The organism is Microbacterium sp. MEC084, from assembly GCF_004514465.2.
GTDB lineage: Bacteria > Actinomycetota > Actinomycetes > Actinomycetales > Microbacteriaceae > Microbacterium.
Window position 1 is genome coordinate 520349 of sequence record NZ_MYFP02000001.1, and the last position, 25587, is coordinate 545935.

Below are 25587 nucleotides of genomic sequence, written 5' to 3' on the forward strand. Positions count from 1 at the left end.
TGGCCCGGGCGCGGCCGGCGCCCAGACTGGGGGTCCTACGACGAGAGGAGCCAGCCATGGCCGACACGCCGCTCATCCAGATCATCATCGGAAGCACGCGCCCCGGACGTATCGGACGCACCGTCGCGGAGTGGTTCACGGCGCACGCCGAAGCAGACGAGCGGTTCGACATCGAGCTGATCGATCTCGGCGAGGTGAACCTGCCGATGCTCGACGAGCCGAACCACCCGCGCAAGCGCCGGTACACGCAGGAGCACACGAAGCGCTGGAGCGAGACCATCGACCGCGGCGACGCGGTCGTGTGGGTCATCCCGGAGTACAACTACGCGCTCAACTCGGCGACCAAGAACGCGATCGACTACCTGTTCCACGAGTGGGCAGGAAAGCCCCTCGGCGTCGTGAGCTACGGCGGCGTCTCGGGCGGCCTCCGCGCGGCACAGCAGCTCAAGCAGGTCGGCTCGTCGCTGTGGATGAAGACCATGCCGGACATCGTGATGATCCCGAACGTCCACTCCCTGGTGGACGACGACGGCGCACTGCAGCCCACCGAGATCATGGACACGTCGGCCGCAGCGCTGCTGGACGCGATCGCCGAGCGACTCTAGCCCGGGACGCCGCTTCCGCGCTCGACCTCAGAAGGGTGGGGCGCCCCCACCGGCGTATTCGATGCGGTACGGGCTGTCGAAGTACTCGTACCCGGCCGGGGACCGGTACCGCAGGATGCCGCGGCCGACCTGGGTCACGCCCCAGGGCGAGTGGTGCTTCATCATGTGATGCGGCTCGCACAGGTGGGCCGTGTTCTCGACGCTGGTGGGGCCGTCCTTGGACCACGGGATCGTGTGGTCGATGTCGCAGTTCTTCGCCTTCGTCGTGCACCCCGGGACCCGGCAGGTGCCGTCCCTGGCCAGCAGGTACCGCCGCTGCGCCGCCGTCGGCGTTCGGTGGTCCACCGTGAGGAGGGCCCCGGTGTCGGGGTGCAGGAACAGCCGCTCCCACCCCACCGCACCCGCCGCGAGGCGACGCGCGGTGTCCGCGTCGATCGGCCCATGCCCCGCCAGCAGGGCCGCCTCGTCGTCGAGACCGGCGAGGGTGTTCACGGGGATGGTGACCTCGATGGTCGCGGCGATGTGCGCCTCGACCGGGTGCCCCGACGGCATGCCCGACAGCAGCAGATCCAGTGCCAGATCCGCCCGCAGCCGCCCCAGCTCCCGCTCGTCCGCCGCGACCGCGGGGTCGTCTGAACCGCGGCGGGCGCGCGTGACCACCCTCGCCTGTGCGGTGAGGCGGTCATGGGCGGCGTGGATCACGTACGCCGGACCGCTGATGCACAGCACCGCCTGCCCGTCCGGCTGGTCCTCCACCCACGTGCCCCGCCGCTCCCGCGCCTCCTCATGCCGCACCGTCGCCGACACCGGCTGATGCTTCTCCGCCACCCGCGCAGCCAGCGCCTTGGTGCGATACGGGGTCGCCTTCTCCGCCAGCGGGAGGATCTCCGACTCGAACGCCGCCCGCACCGCATCCTCATCGAGGTCCGCACCGGCCTCTGCGATCACCTGCGCATGCCGCGAGGTGATCCGCCCCTCCCCCAGCGCCGCGTGCGTCGCCGGGAACCGGGTCACCAGCGTGTGGGCGCGATCCATCCGGCCCTGCATGGCGCGGGGCGACTCCCTCGTCGCCAGCGCCACCTCCGCGGCCATGGACCGCACCGGGAACTCGTACACGCTCGCATCCGGCATCCGCCCCATCTGATCGATCGCGATGCCCATCGCCTCCGCCTGCAGCGCCGCCTCCTCGGCATCCAGCCCCGCACGCTCCCCCCCGGATCGCCTTCAACCGCTCCACGATCGCCCGCGTCCGCGACAGCTCAGCCGGGGTGAACCCCCACCCCGAGGCATCCGCATCCGTGAACCGTGGCATGCCCCCATCATCCCACCACCCTCGGACATTTGTTCGAAGGTCGGGAGAGGTTGTGGAGAAGTCGGAGGGCTGCGCCGCGGGCGGGTTCAGCCGTTTCGACTCCGCTCGCTGGCGCTCGCTCAGCTCAACGAACACGGCGGGGCGGCGCTCCCTCGCTCGGCGCCCGGGGCCGACGAGCGCCCGCCGTAGGCTGATCGGGTGACTCTCGCGCCCCGGACCGCCCGCTGGCTGGTCCCGCTCGCGCTCACGCTGCTCGCCGCCGCGCTGCGCTTCATCGGGCTGTGGCATCCGCAGGACCTGGTGTTCGACGAGACCTACTACGTCAAGGACGCGTGGACGCTGCTGCACCTCGGATACGAGGGCGCGTGGCCCGACGACGCGAACGAGAGCTTCACGTCGGGCGACACCGACGTGTACTCCACCGACGCCGCGTACGTCGTGCATCCGCCGCTGGGGAAGTGGCTGATCGCGCTCGGCATGCTGCTGTTCGGGGCCGACTCCGGCTTCGGATGGCGCTTCTCGGCCGCGCTGATCGGCACGCTGCTGGTGCCGCTCGTCTACGAGATCGCGCGGCGCCTCTCGGGCTCGATCGCGATCGGCGCGGTCGCGGGCGGCCTGCTCGCGGTCGACGGGCTCGCGATCGCGCTCAGCCGGGTGAGCCTTCTCGACGGGTTCCTGGCGTTCTTCGTGACGCTCGCGTTCTGGTTCGTCCTGCTCGACCGCGATCGCACCGACGAGCGCATCCTGTCGTCCGAGGGCATCGCGGGCCCCTTGATGTGGCGCCGCCCGTGGATCGTCGCCGCCGGGCTCGCGCTCGGCGCGGCGTGCGCCGTCAAGTGGTCGGGGCTGTACGTGCTCGCCGCCGTCGGCATCTGGATCGTCGTCCACGACGCCATCGTGCGGCACCGCGCGCGCAAGGAGGAGTGGTTCGCCGGATCCGTGCTGCAGGGCGCCATCGCGTTCGTGCTGCTCGTCCCCGTCGCGGCCGCGGTCTACCTCGCGTCGTGGACCGGATGGCTCGTCACATCGGGCGGCTACGACCGGGGTTCGGATGCGAACCCCCTCGTCGCGCTCCTCAACTACCACTCGTCGATGTACGCGTTCCACGTGGGGCTCTCCAGCAGTCACCCCTACGCCAGCCCGGCCTGGCAGTGGCCGCTGCTGCTGCGGCCCACCGCGATGTGGCTGGCCCGCCCCGAGGCGGGCGAGGAGTGGTGCGGCTGGAGCGACGACTGCATCGGCGTGATCGGCAGCCACCCCAACCCCGTGACGTGGTACGCCGCGTGGGCGGCGGTCATCCTGGCGGTCGTGCTGCTCATCCGCCGCCGCGCGGGCGCCCTCACGCCGGGCTTCGGCTTCGCGCTCACCGGCCTCGCGGCGACCTACCTGCCCTGGCTGCTGTACCCGTCGCGCACGATCTTCCAGTTCTACACGGTGGCGATGCTGCCGTTCCTGGTCATCGCGCTGGCCCTGGCGCTCGGATGGCTGACGCGTCCGCGCGATCCCGTCACGCCGCGCGACCCGAGCCCGGTGGAGGTCGTGTCGGCCGAGGAGGTCGCGGCGGCCGAGACGCGCGCGTGGCGGGTGTTCGCGATCGCGTTCGTCGCGCTCGCCGTGCTCACCGCGGTGTTCTTCCTGCCGCTGTCGACCGGCTTCCTCGAGCCGTACCCGCTCTGGCAGCTCCACAACTGGCTGCCCGGCTGGGTCTAGCACGAGGCCCCGGATCCGACGTCCGGATCCGGGGCCTCGACGGCTCAGCGAGCGTCAGTTGAGCTCGAGCGGGTGGGCGCCCACGCGGCCCGAGCCGTCCAGCGGGTCCAGCGCGTCGATCGCGGCGACCTCGGCGTCGGTCAGCTCGAAGTCGAACACGTCGAAGTTCTCGGCCATGCGCTCCGGGCGCACCGACTTCGGGAAGACGATGAAGCCCTTCTCGAGGTGCCAGCGGATGACGACCTGCGCGGGCGTCTTGCCGTGCGCGGCGGCGGCATCGGCCACCGCCTTCTCGCCGAAGAGGTCGTACTTGCCCTGGCCCAGCGGACCCCAGGACTCGATGAACATCCCGTGGTCGGCGGCCCACTGCGTGATCTCGCGCTGCTGGTATGCCGGGTGCAGCTCGATCTGGTTGACCGCGGGGGTCACGCCGGTCGCCTCGACGACCGCCTCGAGGTGCTCGACCAGGTGGTTCGAGACGCCGATGCTGCGCGCCTGACCGGCGTCGCGGATCTCGACGAGCTTCTGCCACGCGTTCACGAACGTGCCGCGCTCGGGGGCGGGCCAGTGCGTCAGGTACAGGTCGACGTAGTCCAGGCCCAGCTTCTCGAGGCTCTCGGCGATGGCGGCCTTCGGGTCGTCGCCGCCCTGGCGGTCGTTCCAGAGCTTGGTGGTGATGAACAGCTCGTCGCGCGGGATGCCGCTCTTGGCGATCGCGGCGCCGACGCCCTCCTCGTTCTTGTAGATCGCCGCCGTGTCGATGTGGCGGTATCCGGCCTCGAGGGCCGCGGTGACGGCCGCCTCGGCCTCGGCCGGGGGCACCAGGAAGACGCCGAAGCCCAGCTGGGGGATCTCGAAACCGGAGTTGAGGGTGATGGTGGGTACGCTCATGATCTCGAGCCTAGAAGCGCCAGAGGCCATTAGGGGCGACTGGCGACAAATCCGTCAGACGAACACGGGGTCGAGCGCCGCGACGCGGTGGAAGAGCCGGTCGAACACGCTCATCCGGTCGAACTGCAGCGCGTGGGCGCGCGCCCGCTCCTCCCACACCAGGCGCTCCTCCGGGCCCATCGCGAGCGCCCGGTCGATGCTCGCGGCGATCTGATCCGGCGCGTCGACGTCGATGACCATCGCGGTGTCGCCCACAGCCTCCCCCACGCCGCCCGTCAGGGTCGTGATCGCGGGGCCGCCGCCCGACAGCGCCTTCTCGGCGAGCGCGATGCCGAACGTCTCGATGAACTCCGGCCGCGGCTTGGTCGGCAGGACGTAGGCGGCCGATCCGGCGAACAGGAACGGCTTCTCGGCGTCGTCGACATCGGTCAGGAACCGGATGCGGTCCGCTGCGGGCGAGGCCGCCGCGATGCCGCGCAGCTCCTGCTCCTCGGGCCCGCGCCCGGCGATGATCAGCTGCTTCCCCGCCGCGGACTCGGACGCGGCGAAACCCGCGATCAGGTCCTCGACCCCCTTGGCCCGCGCCAGGCGCGACAGGTACAACACGTAGCCGTCGCGCTCCAGACCGCGCACCGCCAGGTGCCGATCGACCTCGGAGGGATCGAGACCCAGGAAGAGCGAGGAATCGATCGCGGGGTACGAGATCGCGATCTTCTCGGCGCAGCGCTCGGCGTAGCGGGTGCCGTGCATCCGGTCGAGCAGGCCCGCCTCCTCGACGATGAGGTCCTTCGTGTACTGCGACACCGCGACGCACACGTCGCTCGCCAGGTACGACTCCAGCACGTGCGCGGCGGCGCCGAAGCGCCCCTCGGTCACGCACTGGCGGACGACGTTGGTGACATCGGATCCGACCGCCTCGGCGATCGACACGACGTTCACCGGCAGGCCGGTCCGGCGCGCGACCTCGACCGCGTCGGTCACGGCCGTGGTGTGCGGGCTGAGGTACAGCGACATCGCGACCGTGGGCACGCCGTCGGTGAACAGCTCGACGAGCCGTCCGACCAGACCCTGGATGTACCGGCCGTCGACGACCTTGTAGTCGCCGACCGGCTCGGGACGCTCGACCACGATGCCGTCGCTGTACGGCAGCACGGTGTCGAGCGGCTTGAGCGGCAGGCCCGCGGCCTCCAGGCGCTCGATGGGCCACGTGACGATCCGCACCTCGTCGAAGCCGCGCCGCAGCGCCGCCTCCGCCAGGTTGCGGGCTTCGCCGGAGTGACCGCAGATCACGGGATCGGCACGGACGACGATGACGAGTCGGCGGGACATGTCGGCTCCTCTGCTCGGGGGCGCAGATGCGGCTCGCTGCCGCGATTCCGGGCATGGTACGCCACGGATGTGTCAGACGGATGCCCGATCCGGAAACGCGGGCACCGCTCCCCTCCCGGCGCCCTCCACCGGGTCCGTCGCCTGCGGCCGGTAGACGAACGTCACCAGCACGACCGAGATGATCATGAGCAGCAGCCACGACACCAGCTTCGAGATCGACACGATCTGCCAGCCGTCCGCCTGATCCGGGTAGATCCAGGCCCCTGCCGCCGTGCCGATGTTCTCGGCGATCCAGATGAAGAACGCCACGCCCGTGAACGCGACCAGGATCGGCATGCGGCGCCACGCCCGCGTGCGGTGGTTGCGGAAGTGCAGGGTGCAGCGCGCGCAGACGACCAGCACCAGCGCGAGCAGGACCCACCGCGCGTCGGGCAGGTAGTGGTGCGAGAAGAAGTTGACGTAGATCGCCGCGGCGAGCGCCGCCGTGGCCCACCGCGCCGGGTACCGGTCGAATCGCAGCTCGAACAGGCGGAACACGCGGACCATGTACGAGCCGACCGCCGCGTACATGAACCCCGTGTAGAGCGGCACGGCGGCGATCCGCAGCACGCCGTCGCCCTCGTAGCTCCACGACCCGACGTCGGTCTTGAACACCTCCATCACCATGCCGACGGCGTGGAACAGCAGGATGACCCACAGCTCGCGGCCGCTCTCGAGCCGGAACACGAGCATGAGCGCCTGGATCGCGACCGCGGCGATCACGAGCGCGTCGCTGCGCGCGACCAGAGCATCGTCCGGATACCAGAGCCGCGCCGCGACGATCGCCGCGAGCATGGCCGCCCCGAAGATGCAGGCCCACGCCTGCTTCAGCACGAACACCGTGAACTCGATCAGCCCGCGCCGCGCCGGACCGCCGCCCTCGAGGCGGGCGAGGCGCCGGGACGCCCAGGCGTCGATGCGCTGCTCGACGGGCGTGAACGCCCGGCGGCTCTCAGACTGCTGCGACGCGGGCGACATGGCGCGGCCCTAGGGCCGCCGCCGGGGAGCCGCCCGGGACTCGTAGACTGGGAGGCTATGCCCGAGGACCCGACCGCGCCCTGGCGGATCGCCTACCCGCCCGAGCTGCCCGTCAGCGCCGCGCGGGACGAGATCGCGCGCGCGATCCGGGAGCACCAGGTCGTGATCGTCGCGGGCGCGACGGGCTCGGGCAAGACCACGCAGCTGCCGAAGATCGCGCTCGAGCTGGGCCGGGAGCGGATCGCACACACCCAGCCGCGGCGGCTCGCGGCGCGCACGATCGCGGAGCGCGTGGCCGAGGAGCTCGAGGTGCCGCTCGGCGGGCTCGTGGGCTACAAGGTGCGCTTCACCGACAAGGTCTCGGACTCCACGCGCATCGCGCTGATGACCGACGGCATCCTGCTCAACGAGATCCACCGCGACCGGAGGCTGTCGCGCTACGACACGATCATCGTGGACGAGGCGCACGAGCGCTCGCTCAACGTCGACTTCCTGCTCGGCTACCTCAAGCAGCTGCTCCCCCAGCGTCCCGACCTCAAGGTGATCATCACCTCGGCCACGATCGACCCGGAGTCCTTCGCGAAGCACTTCGCGGCCGCGGACGGCACGCCCGCACCGATCATCGAGGTCTCGGGGCGCACGTTCCCTGTGGAGATCCGGTACCGCCCGCTGGTGGCGGATGCCGCGGCCGAGGACGCGCCCGACGAGGGCTACGAGGTCGAGGACGAGGTGTCGGCGATCGTCGCGGCGCTGCGCGAGCTCGACCGCGAGGCGCCGGGCGACGTGCTGGTGTTCCTGCCGGGCGAAGCCGAGATCCGCGACGCGGCCGACGCCGTGCGCGGCGCGTTCCGCGACCAGCGCGCGCCCACCGAGGTGCTGCCGCTGTACGGCCGGCTGAGCGCGGCCGAGCAGCACCGCGTGTTCGAGCGGTCGACCGTCGCGGGCCTCAAGCGCCGAGTGGTGCTCGCGACCAACGTGGCCGAGACGTCTCTGACCGTGCCGGGCATCAAGTACGTGATCGACACGGGCACGGCCCGCATCTCGCGATACAGCAACCGCGCCAAGGTGCAGCGCCTGCCGATCGAGGCGATCTCGCAGGCGTCGGCGCAGCAGCGGTCCGGTCGCGCGGGCCGCACCAGCGCCGGCATCGCGATCCGGCTGTACGGCGAGGACGACTTCGCGCGCCGCCCCGAGTTCACCGAGCCCGAGATCCTGCGCACGAGCCTGGCGTCGGTCATCCTGCAGGCGCTCGCCCTGGACTTCGGCGACATCCAGGACTTCCCGTTCCTGACGCCGCCCGACTCGCGCGGCGTCAAGGCCGCCCTGGATCTGCTGGTCGAGCTCGGCGCCGTCGTGCTGACGCGGGACGGCTCGCCGCGGCTGACGCGCGTGGGCCGCGACATCGCGCGCCTGCCGATCGACCCCCGCTTCGCCCGGATGCTCGTCGAGGCGCACCGCAACGGGACCGTTCCCGAGGTGCTCGCGATCGTGTCGGGCCTGTCGATCCAGGACGTCCGCGAGCGCCCCGAAGAGCAGCGCGAGCAGGCGGATCAGGCGCACGCCCGGTTCGCGGATCCGACCAGCGACTTCCTGACGCTGCTCAACCTCTGGAACCACCTGCAGGAGAAGCAGGACGAGCTCGGCTCGAGCGCGTTCCGCCGCCTGTGCCGCGCGGAGTTCCTGAACTACGTGCGCGTGCGGGAGTGGTTCGACGTCCACCGCCAGCTCCGGGGACTGGCCTCGGGGCTGGGACCCCGCGACAGCGGGAAGCGCAACCGATCTGCGAGCGCTTCCCGGTCGTTGAGCGGAGCGAGCGCCAGCGAGCGGAGTCGAAACGGAGGAGACCAGCCGGGGCATCAGGCCGATCTGATCCACCAGGCCCTCCTCGCCGGTCTCCTGTCGCAGATCGGGTTGCTCGACGAGCGCGAGAAGTCGAAGGACCCGCGCAAGGGAGCCGAGTACCGCGGTGCGCGCGGCATCCGGTTCTCGATCTTCCCGGGTTCGGTTCTGCGCAAGCGGCGACCGAAGGCGGTCATGGCCGGCGAGCTGGTCGAGACCTCGCGGCTGTTCGCCCGGACGGTCGCGCAGATCGACCCGGCGTGGGCGGAGGCGCTCGCGGGCGACCTGGCCAAGCGGCAGGTCACCGAGCCGCACTGGTCGAAGGACGCGGGGGCCGCGGTCGCGTATGAGAAGGTCACGCTGTACGGCGTCGAGATCGTGCCGCGCCGGCGCATCCAGTTCGCGCGCGTGGACCGCGCGGCGGCGCGCGAGCTGTTCGTCCGGCACGCGCTCGTCGAGGGCGAGTGGGATCCGTCCCGCCTGCCGCAGAACGTCACGGCGTTCCTCCGCCAGAACCACGAGCTGCGCCGCCGCCTCGAGAAGCTCGAGGAGCGCGAGCGGCGCCGCGACATCCTGGCCGGCGACGAGGCGGTCTTCGCGTTCTACGACGCCCGCATCCCCGCCGACGTGTTCGACGTGCGGTCATTCGAGGCCTGGTGGCGGGACGCGCTGACGCGCACGCCGAAGCTGCTGACGATGCGCGAAGCCGACCTGATCGAGGGTCAGGCGACGGCCGACGCGCGGGACTTCCCCACGCGGTGGACGCAGGGCGATCAGACGCTCAACCTCGCGTACCGGTTCGAGCCGGGCGCGCCGGATGACGGCGTGACGGTGGTCGTGCCGCTCGCCCTGCTGGCGTCGCTCGAGCCGGTCGGCTTCGACTGGCAGGTGCCGGGCATGCGGTCGGAGCTCATCACGGCGCTGCTGCGCGCGCTGCCCAAGGCGATCCGCCGGCACGTCGTGCCCGCGGCTGACTGGGCCGACAAGCTCGCCGCCGAGCTCGAGGGCGCGGGCCCCGAGGACCACGCCGGCCGGCCGCCGCAGACCCTGCGCGAGGCGCTCGCCCGTCGCATCCAGCGCGTCGCGAACCAGCCCGTCACCGACGCGGACTTCGAGATGGAGCGCGTGCCCGCCCACCTGACCATGTCGTTCCGCGCCGTGGATGAGCGCGGCCGTGCGCTGGGGTCGGATCGGGACCTGCGGGCGCTCCAGGAGCGGCTCGCGGGGCGCGCGCGGCAGAGCGTCGCGCGGTCGCTCGACCGGGCCTCCCAGCAGGCCGAGGCGCGCAAGGCCGGCCCCGCAGCCGTCGCCGCGACCGCATCGGCCTCCGTGCTGGAGCGCAAGGGCCTCACCGACTGGGCGATCGGCGATCTGCCCGAGGTGGTCGACACCAAGGTGGCCGGCGGCGTCGTGCGCGGCTATCCGGCGCTGGTCGACGCGGGCTCCTCCGTCGCGCTGCGCGTCGAGGCGACGCCCGAGCGCGCGGCGTCCGAGACCCGCCGCGGCGTGCGGCGGCTCCTGCTGCTGCAGGTTCCCTCCCCGACTTCGTACGTGCAGGAGCACCTCACCGCGAACGAGAAGCTCGCGCTGGCCGCCTCGCCGTACCCGTCCGCCAAGGCGCTGATCGAGGACTGCCGCGCCGCCGTCGCCGACGCCGTGATCGACCGCGCAGGCGCGCTCCCCCGCACCCGCGCGGCGTTCGACGCGCTCCGCGCCGAGGCCACGCGCGGATCCGTGGACGACGTGTTCGCCTGCGTGTCGCTCGTCGCCCGCATCCTGACCGCCGCGCGCGAGGTGGAGCGCGGTCTCAAGAAGTCGAACTCCATGGCCCTCCTCGGTCCGCTCGGCGACATCCGCGGTCAGCTGGCGGGCCTCATCCACCCGGGCTTCGTCTCGGCGACCGGGCTCGCGCGCCTGCAGCACCTGCCCCGCTACCTCGAGGGCGCGCGACTGCGTCTCGAGGCGCTGCCCGACAACCCGGGGCGCGACCGCGCTTGGATGACGGAGCTCGAGCGCGCGACGGCCGCCTTCGCCGAGGCCGGCGGCACGATCCCGCTCCCGGCCGAGACGCCCGAGCGCCTCGTACGCGTGCGCTGGATGCTCGAGGAGCTGCGCGTAGGCCTGTTCGCGCAGCGCCTCGGCACCGCCGAGCAGGTCTCGGTGCAGCGCATCCAGAAGGCCCTGCGCGGCTGAGATCCGACGCCGCCGGGCCGAAACGGGGGCGAAACGCCGCCGATTTAGAATGGACCATCCCTCGCACTCGCACCGCCGCCTCGCACACCCGCACGCGCGGCATCGATAGGAGCATGATGTCCTCGACTCTCCCCGCACGTCCGATCGCCGCGGCCGCCGCTCTCGCACTGTCGGGCCTGCTGCTCGCGGGCTGCGCCGGCGGCGCCTCGACCGAGTCGAAGGCGCCCGAGACCGCGATCAGCGCCGACGAGGAGCTGCACGCGATGCTGCCCGCCGACGTGCAGGAGTCGGGCTCCGTCGTGGTCGGGACCGAGGCCGGCTACGCCCCGTACGAGTACATGGACACGGACGGATCGACGATCATCGGCCTCGACATCGACCTGCTCGACGCCGTCACGGCTCGCCTGGGCATCGAGTACACGCTCGAGAACGTCGCGTTCGACACGCTGCTCCCGTCGCTCGACGCCGAGCGCTTCGACCTCGTCGTCGCCGGCATGACCGACACGGTCGAGCGCCAGGCGAACTATGACTTCGTCGACTACTTCATGGCGGACCAGGCGATCATCGTGGCGGCCGGCAACCCGGAGGGCATCGGCACGCTCGCCGATCTGTGCGGCCACCCGGTCTCGGTGCTGGTCGACTCGACGCAGCAGGGCATCCTCGAGGCGCAGAGCGCCGAGTGCGACGAGCCGATCGAGATCCTCACCCAGACGACCGACTCGGACGCGCTGCTGCAGGTGCAGCAGGGCCGCACGGTCGCGATGCTGACGCAGGAGGCGACCGGTCGCTACAACGCCGCGCAGATCGGCGGCGGCCAGGCGTTCGAGGTCGCCAACACGGAGTCGATCGACCCGTCGCCGCTGGGCTACGTCTTCAAGAAGGGCGACGACGAGCTGGTGGCGGCGTTCCAGGCCGGCCTGCAGTCGCTGGTCGACGACGGCACCTACGGCGAGATCCTCGCGTCGTACGAGCTCGAGTCGTCGGGCCTCGACGAGATCACCGTCAACGGCGCGGACGAGTGACCTCCGCCGGCCCCCTGAGCTCCGACGCCCGCGCGGCCGCCGGGGCGCGCGTCGTCCCGGTGCGGCACTGGGGCCAGTGGGTCGTGGTCGCCATCCTGGTGGCGCTCGCGGTCAAGCTGGTCGCCGACATCGCCGCGCACAGCGCGGTGCGCTGGGATGTCGTGTTCTCGCGCTTCGGCGCGCAGGCGGTGCTCGAGGGCCTCGGCATGACCGTGGTGCTGACGATCGTCAGCATGGTGCTCGGCGCCGCGCTCGGCGTCGGCATCGCGATCATGCGCCTGTCGAGCAACCGCCTGCTGGCCGCCTTCGCGTTCGGGTTCGTGTGGCTGTTCCGCGGCACGCCGCTGCTCGTGCAGGTGCTGATCTGGTTCAACCTGTCGCTCTTCCTGCCGCGCATCGATCTCGGCTTCACGACGGTCGAGACGAACGCGATCATCCAGCCCTTCACCGCCGCGATCCTGGCACTCGCCCTCAACGAGGCCGCGTACATGGCCGAGATCGTCCGCGGCGGCATCCTGTCGGTCGACAAGGGCCAGGCGGAGGCCGCCGGCGCGCTCGGCATGACGCCCGGCCAGACCATGCGCCGCATCGTGCTGCCGCAGGCGATGCGCTCGATCCTGCCGCCCACGGGCAACGAGCTGGTCACGCTGCTGAAGGAGACGTCGCTGGTCTCGATCATCGGCGCCGGCGACCTGCTGTTCCGCTCGCGCCAGATGGGCACCGGGGACTTCACGCAGATGGAGATGTTCCTCGTCGCGAGCGCGTGGTACCTCATCCTGACCAGCGTCGCGAGCGTGATCCAGGCGGTCATCGAGCGCCGCTTCGACAAGGACCGGGCCCCCTCCGGCCTGCTCGCGCGACTGCTCCCGCTCCGCGGCGAGCGCAAGGAGGTGGAGGCATGACGTCGGACGCGCTGGTGACCATCCAGGACGTCGAGAAGTCGTACGGCCACAACGAGGTGCTCAAGGGCGTCAGCCTCGAGGTGCGCGCGGGCGAGGTCGTGGGCATCCTGGGCCCGTCCGGCTCGGGCAAGTCCACGCTGCTGCGCTGCATCAACCACCTCGAGGAGGTCGACCGCGGCGAGATCCGCGTCGACGGCGTCCTGGTCGGCTACCGCGAGCACCGCGGCCGCCTGTACGAGCTGCGCGCCCGCGAGGTCGCCGAGCGGCGCCAGGACATCGGCATGGTGTTCCAGCGGTTCAACCTGTTCGGGCACATGACCGTGCTGGAGAACGTGATCGAGGCCCCGCTGCGCGTGCGGCGGCGCCCCCGCGCCGAGGTGCGCGCGGAGGCCATGGAGCTGCTCGACAGCGTGGGCCTCGCGCACCGCGCCGACGCGTACCCGTCGCAGCTTTCCGGCGGGCAGCAGCAGCGCGTGGCGATCGCCCGCGCCCTGGCCATGAAGCCCAAGGTCATGCTGTTCGACGAGCCGACGAGCGCGCTCGACCCGGAGCTGGTCGGCGAGGTGCTGGGCGTCATGCGCCGCCTGGCCGACGAGGGCATGACGATGATCGTCGTCACGCACGAGATCGGCTTCGCGCGCGAGGTCTGCGACCGCGTGGTCTTCATGGCCGACGGCGTCGTGGTCGAGCAGGGCCCGCCTGCGCAGGTGATCGACGCCCCGCAGCACGAGCGCACCCGGACGTTCCTGGCCCGGATGTCCCGCTGACGCGAGCGATGGCGGGCCGCCGCGCGCGGCCCGCCATCTGTAGCGTGACGCCCGCCTGTGGCGCCAGCTGCCACTTCCATTCGTGCGACGCCGAGTCGCCGAACGTGTCGCGGATCGCGACGATCGTGTCGACGTCGCCGCGGTCGGCCATGTCGACGACGGCCTCGCGGGTCGCCGTCTGGACCCCCACGTTGCCGGCGTCGACGACGCCACGACACCGTGCCCGCGTCGCCGCCGACGCCCCACTGGAGCTTGTGGTTCGGCTCGCGGAACGACGCGGTGTGCAGCAGCATGCCCGCCGTGCCGGGCGCGGCCCACGCCGAGCGCAGCGCGTCGATGCCGGCGTCGAAGCTCCCCGTGATGCCCGGCACCGAGATCATGTTGGTGTAGTCGAGGTAGTCCAGGCCCTCCTGGAACCACCCGCCGTCGGTGTGCGCGGCGTCGAGGTGCTGGCGCAGCTGGTCGATGATCCGGCCCATGCGCGCGTCGCGGAAGCCGTACGTGCCCTCGCCGCGCAGGGCGAGGTGCTGGGCGAGCTCGGCGCCGCGGATCACGGCGACCCAGTTGCTCGCCTTGTCGGGCCCGACGACGTTCGGGTGCTTGACCGACTCGAAGAACACGCCGCGGGCTTCAGCCAGCTCAGCGCGATGTCCCCCGACGCGGTCTTGGACGTCATGAGCTCCATGGCGGCGGACGAGGCGTGCACGATCACGTCGTCGTACAGCGCGGTCGCCTTGACCTGGTCATTGAAGACATGCACGCGGATCTTCGTGGAGTTCGCCGGCACGACGAACGCGCCGCGCGTGCGCTCCCAGCTGTTGGTGGGCACGTTCGTCCCGAAGAAGAACGTCCCCTTGGATCCGTCGAGCACGTCGATCCGGAAGCCGGCCTTGCCGCCGCCGCTGATCGCGTCGATCTTGGACGCGAAGTCGACCACGTACGTGCCGCCGCCCGCGGGCAGCGTGATGTCCTGCGTGAGCGCGAGACGGCTCGTCGTGGTGTCGGTCGTGATCGACGCGGCGTTGTTGCCCGCCATGCCGGGCACCTTGGCCACGGTGCCCGTGCCGGCCGCGGGCCAGCGGCCCCAGCTGTCCGGGTTCACGCCGCCGAACGCCTCGAAGCCGCCGTTGACGGCGAGGTCGGTGAACGCGCCGTTGATCTCGATGTCGACGTCGTCGAGGCGCATGGCGCCCTTCATGTAGTCGACCATCGGCTCGATGCGCACGTTGGTGGCTCCCGCCGGCACCTTCAGGCGCGTGGCCACCTCGTGCCAGCCGCTCGCCGCGTCGAGGCCGAAGAACTGGGCAGGCGAGCCGGTGAACGTCACGCGCACGCCGGCCTTGCCGGCGCCGGTCATCGCGCCCTTGTCCTGCCAGAACGACAGGTCGATCGACTCCGCCCCGGCGGGCAGCGCCACATCCTGGACGAGGAAGCCGCGGCTTCCCGTCGTCGCGGTCTCGATCTGCACCGCGCCGGATCCGTCGCGTCCCGCGACCTTGGCGTGGGTCGCCGTGCCCGCGGGCGTCCACGTGCCCCAATCCGTCGGCGCGGTGGCGCCGAACGACTCGAACGAGCCGTTCTTGACGAGGTTCGCGGCGGCGAGCGCCGGGAGCGGCGCGAGCAGCAACAGGACGAGGCCGGCGAGGGCGCCGGCGAGGGCGAGCGCCTGAGCGCGACTGCGGATGCGGGTGCGGGTCGATCGGGCGGCGATGGGATTCAACGGCGGATCCTCGGGTCATCGGCATCGCACAGCTCCGTGCGATGCGCCGAAAAAGGTTGGAAGCGACCATAAGTCGCACCCGAAGACCGGATCAATCGCGATGATCGAACGATCACGAGGTCTATCGTGCTACCGATATCCCACGGGTCGGCGACCCCGCGCGACCCTCAGCCGAGCGCGCGGATCGCCTCCCCGAGCCGGCGCGCGCCCTCCGCGAGACGGTGCTCGGGCTCGAAGCTGTACGCGAGCCGCAGCGTGTCCGCGCGGCTCCCGTCGGCCATGAACTCGCTGCCGGGGACGTAGACCACGCGGGCGTCGATCGCGGCGTCGAGCAGGCCGTCGACGGGCGTGCCGGGCGGCAGCGTGACGACCGTGAAGAACCCGCCGTGCGGCCGCGTCCACGTCGTGCCCGGGGGCATGTGCTCGTCGAGCGCCGCCATGAGCGCGTCGCGGCGCGCGTGGTAGACGTCGGCGCTGCGGCGCACGTGCCCGCGCCAGTCGGTCTCCGTGATGAACCGCTGGGCCAGCACCTGCCCGACCACGGACGCGTGGATGGTCATGGCCTCGACCGCGAGCTGCACGCGCCCCCGCAGCTCGGGCGGCGCCGCGAGCCAGCCGACCCGCACGCCGGGCGAGAAGATCTTCGAGAACGACCCCAGGTAGACCACGTTCTCCGGATCGCGCGCATACAGCGGCAGCCGGTGCTCGTCGTCGAACGCGAGCATCCCGTACGGGTTGTCCTCGACGATCAGGATGCCCTCGCGACGGCAGAGCTCCACGACCGCCTCGCGCCGCGCGGCGCTCATCGACGCGCCGGACGGGTTGCCGAACGTCGGCACCGTGTAGAGGAACGGGATGCGCGACCCGGTCGCCCGGACGCGCGCGATCGTCGCCTCGAGCGCGTCCGGGAGCATGCCGTGCTCGTCGATCTCCACCTGCGCCACGCGAGCCTCGAGCCCGCCGAACACCGACAGCGCGCCCACGTACGTCGGCGCCTCCGCGATCACGGTGTCGCCCGGGTCCGCGAGCAGCGTCGTGAGCACCTGCAGGCCCATCTGTGAGCCGGCGGTCACCTGGATCCGGTCGTGCGCGGCGTCGACGCCCTCGGCCCGCATGACCTCGCGGATCGCCTCGATCGTTCCGTCCAGCCCCTGGGCCGGCTGGTACTGCAGCGCGTCGGGGCCCGCGCCGCGGATCATCCCGGCCGCGAGCTCGGCCACCTGCTCGCGCGGCAGCACGGAGAGGTCCGGGCTGCCGCCGGCCAGGGAGATCATCCCCGGGCGCATCGCGATGTCGAACACGGAGCGGACGCCGGACGGCCGGAAGCGCGCCGCGCGGGCCGCGTAGGCGAGGGGGTGGGAGGTCATCGGACTCGATGCTCTCACGCGCTCGGGTATCTTCATATCGAGAGAGTCGACGGCTCGACGTCGATGTCCTGCGATCCCTGGAGCCTCATCCGCATGTCCAAGATCATCTACACGCACACCGACGAGGCGCCGCTCCTGGCGACGTACTCGCTGCTCCCCATCGTCGCGGGATACGCGGCCAAGGCGGGCATCGACATCGAGACCCGCGACATCTCGCTCGCCGGCCGCATCCTGGCTCAGTTCCCCGAGCGTCTCACCGAGGAGCAGCGCATCGGCGACGCCCTCGCGGAGCTCGGCGAGCTCGCCAACGACCCGTCGGCCAACATCATCAAGCTGCCCAACATCTCGGCCTCCGTGCCGCAGCTCGAGGCGGCCATCGCCGAGCTGCAGGCGCTCGGCTATGACGTCCCGGACTACCCGGCGAACCCGGAGACCGACGAGGAGCGGGACTTCGCCGCGCGCTACGACAAGGTCAAGGGCTCGGCCGTGAACCCGGTCCTGCGCCAGGGCAACTCGGACCGCCGCGCGCCCGCGTCGGTCAAGGCGTACGCCAAGGCCCACCCGCACTCGATGGGCGACTGGAGCGCCGACTCGAAGACCGCGGTCGCGACGATGGGCCACGACGACTTCTTCTCCAACGAGAAGTCGGTCGTGATCCCCTCCGACGACACGCTGCGCATCGAGCACGTCGCGACGGACGGCACCGTGACCGAGCTCAAGGGCGACCTCAAGGTGCTCGCGGGCGAGGTCGTCGACGCCACCTTCATGAGCGCCAAGGCGCTCGACGCGTTCCTCGCCGAGCAGGTCGAGCGCGCCAAGGCCGACGGCGTGCTGTTCTCGGTGCACCTGAAGGCCACCATGATGAAGGTCAGCGACCCCATCCTGTTCGGTCACGTGGTCAAGGCCTACTTCAAGCCCGTGTTCGAGAAGTACGGCGACGACCTCGCGGCCGCCGAGCTGTCGCCCAACGACGGCTTGGGCGCGATCTTCGCCGGCCTGGACGCGCTGCCGAACGGGGCCGAGATCAAGGCCGCGTTCGAGGCAGCCATGAGCGAGGGCCCCGCCCTCGCCATGGTGAACTCCGACAAGGGCATCACCAACCTGCACGTGCCGAGCGACGTGATCGTCGACGCCTCGATGCCCGCCATGATCCGCATCGGCGGCCACATGTGGGGCCCCGACGGCAAGGAGGCCGACACCCTCGCCGTCATCCCCGACTCGTCCTACGCCGGCATCTACCAGGCCGTGATCGACGACTGCAAGACCAATGGCAAGCTGGACCCCGCCACGATGGGCACCGTTCCCAACGTCGGCCTCATGGCGCAGGCCGCCGAGGAGTACGGCTCGCACGACAAGACGTTCGAGATCCCGGCGCCCGGCACCGTCCGCATCGTGAACTCGGCCGGCGACGTCCTGCTCGCGCACGAGGTCGAGGCCGGCGATATCTGGCGCGCCTGCCAGACCAAGGACGCCGCGATCCGCGACTGGGTGAAGCTCGCCGTGACGCGCGCCCGCCTGTCGAGCACCCCCGCCGTGTTCTGGCTCGACGCGAACCGCGCGCACGACGCCAACCTGATCGCGAAGCTCGAGCAGTACCTGCCCGAGCACGACACCGAGGGCCTCGAGCTGCACGTGATGGCGCCCGCCGAGGCGACGCTGTTCTCGCTCGCGCGCATCCGCCAGGGCCTGGACACCATCTCGGTGACGGGCAACGTGCTGCGCGACTACAACACCGACCTGTTCCCGATCCTCGAGGTCGGCACGTCGGCCAAGATGCTCTCGATCGTGCCGCTCATGGCGGGCGGCGGGCTGTTCGAGACGGGCGCGGGCGGCTCGGCCCCCAAGCACGTCCAGCAGCTGGTCGAGGAGGACTACCTGCGCTGGGACTCGCTCGGCGAGTTCTTCGCGCTCGCGGCCTCGTTCGAGCACCTCGCGCAGACCACCGACAACGCCAAGGCCCAGGTGCTCGCCGACACGCTCGACCGCGCGACCGGGACGTTCCTCGACCAGGACCGCTCGCCGGGCCGCAAGATCGGCACGATCGACAACCGCGGCTCGCACTTCTACCTGGCCCTGTACTGGGCCCAGGAGCTCGCGAAGCAGACGCAGGACGCCGAGCTGGCCGCCGCGTTCGCGCCGCTGGCGGAGAAGCTGACGGCCGAGGAGAAGACGATCGTCGACGAGCTGATCGCCGTGCAGGGGCAGCCGGTGGACATCGGGGGCTACTACCGCCCCGACGCCGAGAAGACCTCGGCCGTGATGCGCCCGTCGGCCACGTTCAACGCCGCGATCGACGCACTCTGACACCTCGCGCACGACGGCCCCGGCTCCTCCACGAGGACCGGGGCCGTCCCGCGTCCACGGCGATAGCCTGACGGTATGGCGAAGGCGATCCAGTACACCGAGTTCGGCGGCCCCGAGGTCCTCACCCTCAACGAGATCCCGGATCCGGAGCCGGGTCCCGGGCAGGTCGTGATCCGCGTCGAGGCGGCCGGTGTGAACCCGATCGACTGGAAGCTGCGCGAGCGGATCCGCCCCTCGGCGGACATCACCAAGCCGCGCGGCACGGGCACCGACGGCGCGGGGCACATCCTGGCCGTGGGCGAGGACGTCGACGGCTTCCGGCCCGGCGACCCCGTGGTCTTCACCGGGAAGATGGGCGCCTACGCGACCGCCCTCGCGGTGCCCGCCGAGAAGGTGTTCGCGCGCCCGGTCGGCGTCTCGGCGGCCGTCGGCGCCGCGCTCGGCACGCCCGTCGGCACCGCGTACCAGGCGCTGCGCTCGCTCGCGGTCCGCGCCGACGACACCCTTCTGATCCACGGCGCCTCCGGCGCGGTCGGCCAGGCCGCGATTCAGTTCGCCGTGCTCGCCGGCGCCCGCGTGCTCGGCACGACGAGCGACGCGCGCGCCGAGCGCGTGGCCGGCCTCGGGGCCGAGCCGATCGCCTACGGCGAGGGACTGGTCGAGCGCGTGCGCTCCGCCGCTCCTGAGGGCGTCACCGTGATCCTCGACTGCGCGGGGACCGACGAGGCCCTGGACGCCTCGCTGGAGCTGCTCGCGGACCGTGACCGCATCGCGACCATCGTGCGCGGCGCGGACGCGGCGGGCCTCGGGATCCGCGCCTTCAGCGGCGGCTCACCCGAGCCGCTCACCCCGCGGCAGGAGGCGTGGCGCCTGGAGGCCATCCCGGTCTGCCTCGCGCTGCTCGCGGCCGGTCGCTTCTCGGTCGAGCTCGGCGAGCGCTACCCGCTCGAGCGCGCCGCCGACGCCCAGCGGGACAGCCGCGCGGGCGCGCCCGGCAAGCTCCTCGTGATCCCCTGACTGCGTGGGGTGCTCCGCGTCGGCGGGTGCGCCTAGGCTCGAACGTGATGCGTCGCCTGCTGCGACGCGACCGAGCGAAGGAGCGAAGTGACCGATTCGACATCCGGACTGCGCTGGGGGATCCTCGCCACGGGCGGCATCGCGCACGCGTTCGCCTCGGACCTGCGCACCGCGGGCCTCGACCTCGCGGCCGTCGGCTCGCGCTCGCAGGCCTCCGCCGACGCGTTCGCCGCGCACTTCGGGATCGCCCGCGCCCACGGCTCGTACGAGGACCTCGCGGCCGACCCCGACATCGACATCGTGTACGTGTCCACGCCGCACCCGATGCACGCCGAGAACGCCCGCCTCGTGCTGGAGGCGGGCAAGCACGCGCTGGTCGAGAAGCCGTTCACGGTGAACCGGCGCGAGGCCGAGGAGCTGCGGGATCTCGCGGCGAGCCGCAGACTGCTGGTCATGGAGGCGATGTGGACGCGCTACCTGCCGCACATGGCGCGCGTGCGCGAGATCATCCGCGCCGGCACGCTCGGCGAGATCCGCACGCTGTTCGCGGACCACACGCAGAGCCTGCCGGTTGATCCGTCGCACCGCATCAACGCGCTGAGCCTGGGCGGCGGCGCGCTGCTCGACCTCGGCATCTACCCGATCTCGTTCGTGTGGGACATCCTGGGCGAGCCGGCGACCGTGCAGGCCGCCGCTCGTCTGGTCGACACGGGCGCCGACGCCGAGGTCGCCACGCTCATGACCCACGCCTCGGGCGCCGTGTCCACGACCGTCTCGTCCTCGCGCGCCGTGGGTCCGAACACGGCGCACATCGTGGGCACCGAGGCGCGCATCGACATCGACCGCGTCTGGTACACCCCCACGTCGTTCACCGTCACCACGCCCGACGGCACCGTGACCGAGCGCTACGAATCGCACGTCGAGGGCCGCGGCATGCAGTACCAGGCGCTCGCGGCCGAGCGGTTCGTAGCCGAGGGCCTGCTGCAGGGCGACGAGCTGCCGCTCGACGAGTCCGTCGCGATCATGGGCGCGCTCGACGAGATCCGCCGCCAGATCGGTGTGCAGTATCCCTTCGAGGCCGCGGCCCCCGCCGCACGCTGACCTCCCCTCTTCCGGAACAGGACCCATGGCCGACTCCCCCGACGCCCGCGTGGCGGTCTACCTCGACTTCGACAACATCGTGATGAGCTGGTACGACCGCGTCCACGGGCGCAACTCGTACAGCCGCGACCGCCAGCGGATCGCCGAGAACCCCACCGACCCCGAGATCGCCGAGCGCCTGGCGCTCGCCACCATCGACGTGGGAGCGGTCATCGACTACGCCGCCTCGTTCGGCACGCTCGTGCTGACCCGGGCGTACGCCGACTGGTCGTCGCCCGTCAACGCGATCTACCGCTCGCAGCTGGTCGGCCGCGCCGTGGATCTCGTGCAGCTGTTCCCGGCCGCCGCGTACGCCAAGAACGGCGCCGACATCCGGCTCGCGGTCGACGTGGTCGAGGACATGTTCCGCCTGCCCGACCTCACCCACGTCGTGATCGTCGCGGGCGACTCGGACTACGTGCCGCTCGCCCAGCGCTGCAAGCGGCTCGGGCGCTACGTGATCGGGCTCGGCGTGGCCGGCTCGACCGCGAAGTCGCTGGCCGCGGCATGCGACCAGTTCGAGGCCTATGACACCCTGCCGGGCGTCACGCTGCCCGAGAAGCCCAAGCCCGCGGCGGCCGCCAAGCCCGAGCCCGAGCCGGCCGCCGAGGAGACTCCGGCGAAGCAGCGCAGCCGTCGCGCGTCACGCGCCAAGCAACAGCCTCCGGCGGAGGAGGACACGCTCGTCCCCTTCGACGAGATCCCGCCCGAGGACCTGCACGCGGCGGCGACCCGCCTCCTCGAGCGCGCGCTGCGTCTGGGGCGCGATCAGGGCGACGACGCCGAGTGGCTGCACACGTCGGCGGTCAAGCAGCACATGCGCCGCATGGACCCCTCCTTCAGCGAGAAGGCGCTCGGCTTCCGCTCCTTCACGGACTTCGTGAAGTCGCGGGAGGGCCTGGCCGAGGTGCAGGAGAGCGGCCACGAGCGCCTCGTGCGCCTGAAGGACTGAGCGCGGTCAGGCCCGCGGCTCGTACCGCACGGGCTCGAACGCCGAGGTCACCGTCGCGCGCAGGGCGTCGAGGTCGCCTGACACGAAGCCGGCCGAGCGCGCCCGCACCAGCAGGTTGCCGATCGCCGTCGCCTCGACCGGGCCCGCGAGGACCGGCAGACCGGAGCGGTCGGCCACGCGCTGGCACAGCAGCCGGTTGAGCGAGCCGCCACCCACGATGTGGATGGTCTCGACCGGCACGCCCGAGAGCTCGGCGGCCGCGTGCACGGTGCTCGCGAACGCCTCGGCCAGGCTCTCGACGATCACGCGCGCGAACTCGGCGCGCGACCGCGGCACGACCAGGCCGCGCTGACGCAGCCAGTCGGCGATCCGGCCCGGCATGTCGCCCGGCGCGAGGAAGACGGGATCGTTCGCGTCGAACACCGGCACGGTCTCCGGCACGTGCGCCGCCTGGTTCAGCAGGTCGGGCAGGTCGATCATCGCTCCCGATTCGGCCTCCCAGGCGCGCACGCTCTCGCTCAGCAGCCAGAGCCCCATCACGTTGTGCAGGAACCGCACGCGGCCGTCGACGCCGCCCTCGTTGGTGAAGTTGGCCTCGCGCGCGGCGTCCGTCAGCACGGGGCGCTCGGTCTCGACGCCCACCAGGCCCCACGTGCCGCACGAGATGTACGCCGCTCGGTCGGCGCGCATGGGCACGGCCACGACGGCCGAGGCCGTGTCGCGCGAACCCACCGCAACCACAGGCGCCTGCCCGCCGAGCTCCTCGGCCACGGAGGGCAGCAGCGCGCCGAGCTCCGCGCCGGGGTCGACGAGCCCGGGCAGGATGCCGGTGGGGACGCCGATCCGCTCCGCGAGCTCGCGGTCCCACTCCCCCGTGCGCACGTCCAGCAGGCCCGTGGTCGACGCGTTCGTGCGCTCGCCCGCGCGGCGACCCGTCAGCATCCAGCCGATCAGGTCCGGAACGAGCAGGAGGCCGTCGGCGAGTCCGAGCATGTCGCCCTCCGCCGCCAGCTGGTACAGCGTGTTGAACGGCAGGAACTGCAGGCCGTTGCGGCGGTACAGCTCGTCGAACGGCGCGACGGCGTGCACGGCCTCGACCCCGCGGGCGGTGCGCTCGTCGCGGTAGTGGAACGGCACGCCCAGCATCCGGTCCTGCCGCATGAGCGCGTAGTCCACCGCCCACGAGTCCACGCCGATCGACGCCAGCCGAGGCTCGGCGCGGAACGCCTTGCGCAGCCCGTCGAGCACCCCGCGGTGCAGGCCGAGCAGATCCCAATGGAGCCCGTCGGGGGTGCGGACGGGCGTGTTCGCGAACCGGCCGACGGTCTCCATCGAGATGGAGCCGCCGCCGAACCGGCCCACGATCACGCGGCCGCTCGTCGCCCCGAGGTCGACCGCCGCGACCGCCCCGGAGCTCATCGCAGGAACGCCTGCGCGACGCCGGAGTCGACCGGGATGTGCAGGCCGGTCGTGCGGCTGAGCTCGGGCCCGGTGAGCACGTACACGGCGTCGGCGACGTTCTCGGGCACGACCTCGCGCTTGAGGATCGTGCGGTTGGCGTAGAACTGACCGAGCTCCTCCTCCTTGACCCCGTAGGTCGCGGCGCGGTTGGCGCCCCAGCCCGAGGCGAAGATCCCGGATCCGCGCACGACGCCATCCGGGTTGATGCCGTTGACGCGCACGCCGTTCTCGCCGAGCTCGACCGCGAGCAGGCGCACCTGGTGGGCCTGATCGGCCTTGGTGGCCGAGTACGCGATGTTGTTCGGGCCGGCGAAGACCGAGTTCTTCGAGGAGATGTAGACGATGTCGCCGCCCATGCCCTGCTGGATCAGCGGGGTGGCCGCGGCCTTCGAGACGAGGAACGAGCCCTTCGCCATGACGTCGTGCTGCAGGTCCCAGTCGGCCTCGGTCGTCTCGAGCAGCGGCTTGGACAGCGACAGGCCCGCGTTGTTGACGACGAGGTCGATGCCGCCGAACGCCAGCAGCGTGGCGTCGATCGCCGCCTGCACGCCGTCGGCGTCGGCGACGTTCGCGGCCACGCCGATCGCGACGTCCGTGCCGCCCAGCTCGGCCGCCGCGGCCTGCGCCTTGGCGAGGTCGAGGTCGGCGACCACGACGCACGCGCCCTCGTTCGCGAGGCGCGTCGCGATGGCCTTGCCGATGCCGGATGCCGCGCCCGTCACGAACGCGATGCGGCCCTGGTGGGTCTTGGGCTTGGGCATCCGCTGCAGCTTGGCCTCCTCGAGCGCCCAGTACTCGATGCGGAACTTCTCGGCATCCGAGATCGGGGTGTACGTCGACAGCGCCTCAGCGCCGCGCATCACGTTGATCGCGTTGATGTAGAACTCGCCGGCCACACGCGCGGTCTGCTTGTTCGCGCCGTAGCTGAACATGCCGACACCCGGCACCAGCACGATCAGCGGGTCGGCGCCGCGCATGGCGGGGCTCTCCGGCGTCGCGTGCGCCTCGTAGTACGCCGTGTAGTCCGCGCGGTACTGGGTGTGCAGCTCCGTCAGGCGCGCGATCGACTCCTCGACGGACGCCGTCGCCGGCAGGTCGAGGATCATCGGCTTGACCTTGGTGCGCAGGAAGTGGTCGGGGCAGCTGGTGCCGAGGGCGGCGAGCTCGGGGGCGCGCTCCGACGCGAGGAAGTCGAGCACGACATCCGCGTCGGTGAAGTGGCCCACCATGGGCTTGTCGTGGCTCGCGAGCCCGCGGATGGTCGCGGCCAGCGCGGCCGCCTTCGCGCGCCGCTCCGCCTCGGGGAGCGCCTCGTAGCCGGGGCGCACGCCGCCGAAGGGCTCGGCCTTGCCGTGCTCGGCGATGTACGCGGCGGCGGTCTCGATGATCCAGAGCGAGTTGCGCTCGCTCTCCTCGCTCGTGTCGCCCCACGCCGTGATGCCGTGGCCGCCGAGGATCGTGCCGATCGCCTGCGGGTTGCGCTCCTTGATGGCGGCGATGTCCAGGCCCAGCTGGAAGCCGGGGCGACGCCACGGCACCCACACCACCTTGTCGCCGAAGATCTTCCGCGTGAGCTCCTCGCCGTCGGCGGCGGTCGCGATGGCGATACCCGAGTCGGGATGCAGGTGGTCGACGTGCGCCGCGTCGACGAGGCCGTGCATGGCGGTGTCGATCGACGGTGCGGCGCCGCCCTTGCCGTGCAGGCAGTAGTCGAACGCCGCGACCATCTCGTCCTCGCGCTCGACGCCGGGGTAGACGTCCACGAGCGCGCGCATGCGATCCAGGCGCAGCACCGCGAGCCCCGACTCCTTCAGCGTTCCCAGGTCGCCGCCCGAGCCCTTGACCCACAGCAGCTCCACGGGCTCGCCGGTCACCGGGTCGGTCTCGGTGCCCTTGGCCGAGGTGTTGCCGCCGGCGTAGTTGGTGTTCTTCGGGTCTGCTCCGAGGCGGTTCGACCGCGCGATGAGGTCGGTGACGGCGGGCGAAGTCATTGGTGCCTCCGAGTTGAGTGATCGTGTGAAATCAAACAAAACGTAACA

General features: G+C 71.7%; 18 protein-coding genes. 10 read left to right on the forward strand and 8 right to left on the reverse strand.

Annotation, left to right across the window (positions count from 1 at the left end; all coding sequences use genetic code 11):
* Nucleotides 1-56: 56 nt before the first annotated feature.
* Nucleotides 57-605: an NADPH-dependent FMN reductase gene (locus tag B5M43_RS02535; protein WP_055990054.1), complete on the forward strand. Its 549-nt coding sequence runs from the start codon at nucleotides 57-59 to the stop codon at nucleotides 603-605.
* Between the two features lie 27 nt (nucleotides 606-632).
* On the opposite strand, the gene B5M43_RS02540 is transcribed toward B5M43_RS02535, so the two are convergent.
* Nucleotides 633-1766 (reverse strand): HNH endonuclease signature motif containing protein, encoded by a 1134-nt coding sequence (locus tag B5M43_RS02540; RefSeq protein WP_230667536.1) that lies wholly within the window; start codon nucleotides 1764-1766, stop codon nucleotides 633-635.
* 349 nt (nucleotides 1767-2115) lie between these two features.
* Between B5M43_RS02540 and B5M43_RS02545 the strand changes: the two genes are divergently transcribed.
* Entirely contained in the window at nucleotides 2116-3627 is a 1512-nt protein-coding gene (locus tag B5M43_RS02545) for a dolichyl-phosphate-mannose--protein mannosyltransferase (protein ID WP_134746571.1), read from the forward strand.
* 54 nt (nucleotides 3628-3681) lie between these two features.
* Here the strand turns inward: B5M43_RS02545 and B5M43_RS02550 are convergent, their stop codons facing one another.
* The 3 genes from B5M43_RS02550 to B5M43_RS02560 all read right to left on the reverse strand — a co-directional run bounded on the left by B5M43_RS02550 (nucleotide 3682) and on the right by B5M43_RS02560 (nucleotide 6864).
* Nucleotides 3682-4518 (reverse strand): aldo/keto reductase, encoded by an 837-nt coding sequence (locus tag B5M43_RS02550; RefSeq protein ID WP_055990066.1) that lies wholly within the window; start codon nucleotides 4516-4518, stop codon nucleotides 3682-3684.
* A gap of 54 nt (nucleotides 4519-4572) precedes the next feature.
* Entirely contained in the window at nucleotides 4573-5847 is a 1275-nt protein-coding gene (locus tag B5M43_RS02555) for a glycosyltransferase (RefSeq protein WP_055990069.1), read from the reverse strand.
* 72 nt (nucleotides 5848-5919) lie between these two features.
* Nucleotides 5920-6864 carry a DUF817 domain-containing protein gene (locus B5M43_RS02560; protein ID WP_055990072.1) on the reverse strand — a complete coding sequence of 315 codons (945 nt, stop codon included), beginning with the start codon at nucleotides 6862-6864 and terminating at the stop codon, nucleotides 5920-5922.
* A 57-nt stretch (nucleotides 6865-6921) separates the two neighbouring features.
* On the opposite strand from B5M43_RS02560, the gene hrpA reads away from it, so the two are divergent.
* From hrpA to B5M43_RS02580, 4 genes are all read left to right on the forward strand, one after another.
* The gene (gene hrpA, locus B5M43_RS02565) at nucleotides 6922-10896 is read left to right on the forward strand and encodes an ATP-dependent RNA helicase HrpA (RefSeq protein ID WP_134746569.1); all 3975 of its coding nucleotides are present in this window, start codon (nucleotides 6922-6924) and stop codon (nucleotides 10894-10896) included.
* 113 nt (nucleotides 10897-11009) lie between these two features.
* Nucleotides 11010-11918 (forward strand): ABC transporter substrate-binding protein, encoded by a 909-nt coding sequence (locus B5M43_RS02570; protein ID WP_134746567.1) that lies wholly within the window; start codon nucleotides 11010-11012, stop codon nucleotides 11916-11918.
* Nucleotides 11915-12820 (forward strand): amino acid ABC transporter permease, encoded by a 906-nt coding sequence (locus B5M43_RS02575; RefSeq protein ID WP_205829528.1) that lies wholly within the window; start codon nucleotides 11915-11917, stop codon nucleotides 12818-12820. Before B5M43_RS02570 ends, B5M43_RS02575 begins: the two co-directional genes overlap by 4 nt.
* Nucleotides 12817-13587 (forward strand): amino acid ABC transporter ATP-binding protein, encoded by a 771-nt coding sequence (locus B5M43_RS02580; RefSeq protein ID WP_134746565.1) that lies wholly within the window; start codon nucleotides 12817-12819, stop codon nucleotides 13585-13587. Before B5M43_RS02575 ends, B5M43_RS02580 begins: the two co-directional genes overlap by 4 nt.
* A 550-nt stretch (nucleotides 13588-14137) precedes the next feature.
* Here the strand turns inward: B5M43_RS02580 and B5M43_RS02585 are convergent.
* Both B5M43_RS02585 and B5M43_RS02590 read right to left on the reverse strand, forming a co-directional pair.
* The gene (locus B5M43_RS02585) at nucleotides 14138-15307 is read right to left on the reverse strand and encodes a hypothetical protein (protein ID WP_134746563.1); all 1170 of its coding nucleotides are present in this window, start codon (nucleotides 15305-15307) and stop codon (nucleotides 14138-14140) included.
* A 167-nt stretch (nucleotides 15308-15474) separates the two neighbouring features.
* Nucleotides 15475-16674: a PLP-dependent aminotransferase family protein gene (locus tag B5M43_RS02590; protein WP_134746561.1), complete on the reverse strand. Its 1200-nt coding sequence runs from the start codon at nucleotides 16672-16674 to the stop codon at nucleotides 15475-15477.
* Between the two features lie 93 nt (nucleotides 16675-16767).
* On the opposite strand from B5M43_RS02590, the gene B5M43_RS02595 reads away from it, so the two are divergent.
* The 4 genes from B5M43_RS02595 to B5M43_RS02610 all read left to right on the forward strand — a co-directional run bounded on the left by B5M43_RS02595 (nucleotide 16768) and on the right by B5M43_RS02610 (nucleotide 22087).
* The gene (locus B5M43_RS02595; protein ID WP_205829527.1) at nucleotides 16768-18978 is read left to right on the forward strand and encodes an NADP-dependent isocitrate dehydrogenase; all 2211 of its coding nucleotides are present in this window, start codon (nucleotides 16768-16770) and stop codon (nucleotides 18976-18978) included.
* A gap of 75 nt (nucleotides 18979-19053) precedes the next feature.
* Nucleotides 19054-19995: an NADP-dependent oxidoreductase gene (locus B5M43_RS02600; protein ID WP_055990093.1), complete on the forward strand. Its 942-nt coding sequence runs from the start codon at nucleotides 19054-19056 to the stop codon at nucleotides 19993-19995.
* An 87-nt stretch (nucleotides 19996-20082) separates the two neighbouring features.
* Entirely contained in the window at nucleotides 20083-21096 is a 1014-nt protein-coding gene (locus tag B5M43_RS02605) for a Gfo/Idh/MocA family protein (protein WP_134746559.1), read from the forward strand.
* Nucleotides 21097-21121: 25 nt separating this feature from the next.
* The gene (locus B5M43_RS02610; protein WP_055990099.1) at nucleotides 21122-22087 is read left to right on the forward strand and encodes an NYN domain-containing protein; all 966 of its coding nucleotides are present in this window, start codon (nucleotides 21122-21124) and stop codon (nucleotides 22085-22087) included.
* Nucleotides 22088-22093: 6 nt separating this feature from the next.
* On the opposite strand, the gene B5M43_RS02615 is transcribed toward B5M43_RS02610, so the two are convergent.
* Nucleotides 22094-23506: a rhamnulokinase family protein gene (locus B5M43_RS02615; RefSeq protein ID WP_134746557.1), complete on the reverse strand. Its 1413-nt coding sequence runs from the start codon at nucleotides 23504-23506 to the stop codon at nucleotides 22094-22096.
* A complete protein-coding gene (locus B5M43_RS02620) occupies nucleotides 23503-25539 on the reverse strand; it encodes a bifunctional aldolase/short-chain dehydrogenase (protein WP_134746555.1) in 2037 nt (678 codons plus the stop codon). The genes B5M43_RS02615 and B5M43_RS02620 overlap by 4 nt, the downstream gene beginning before the upstream one ends.
* Nucleotides 25540-25587: the final 48 nt, after the last annotated feature.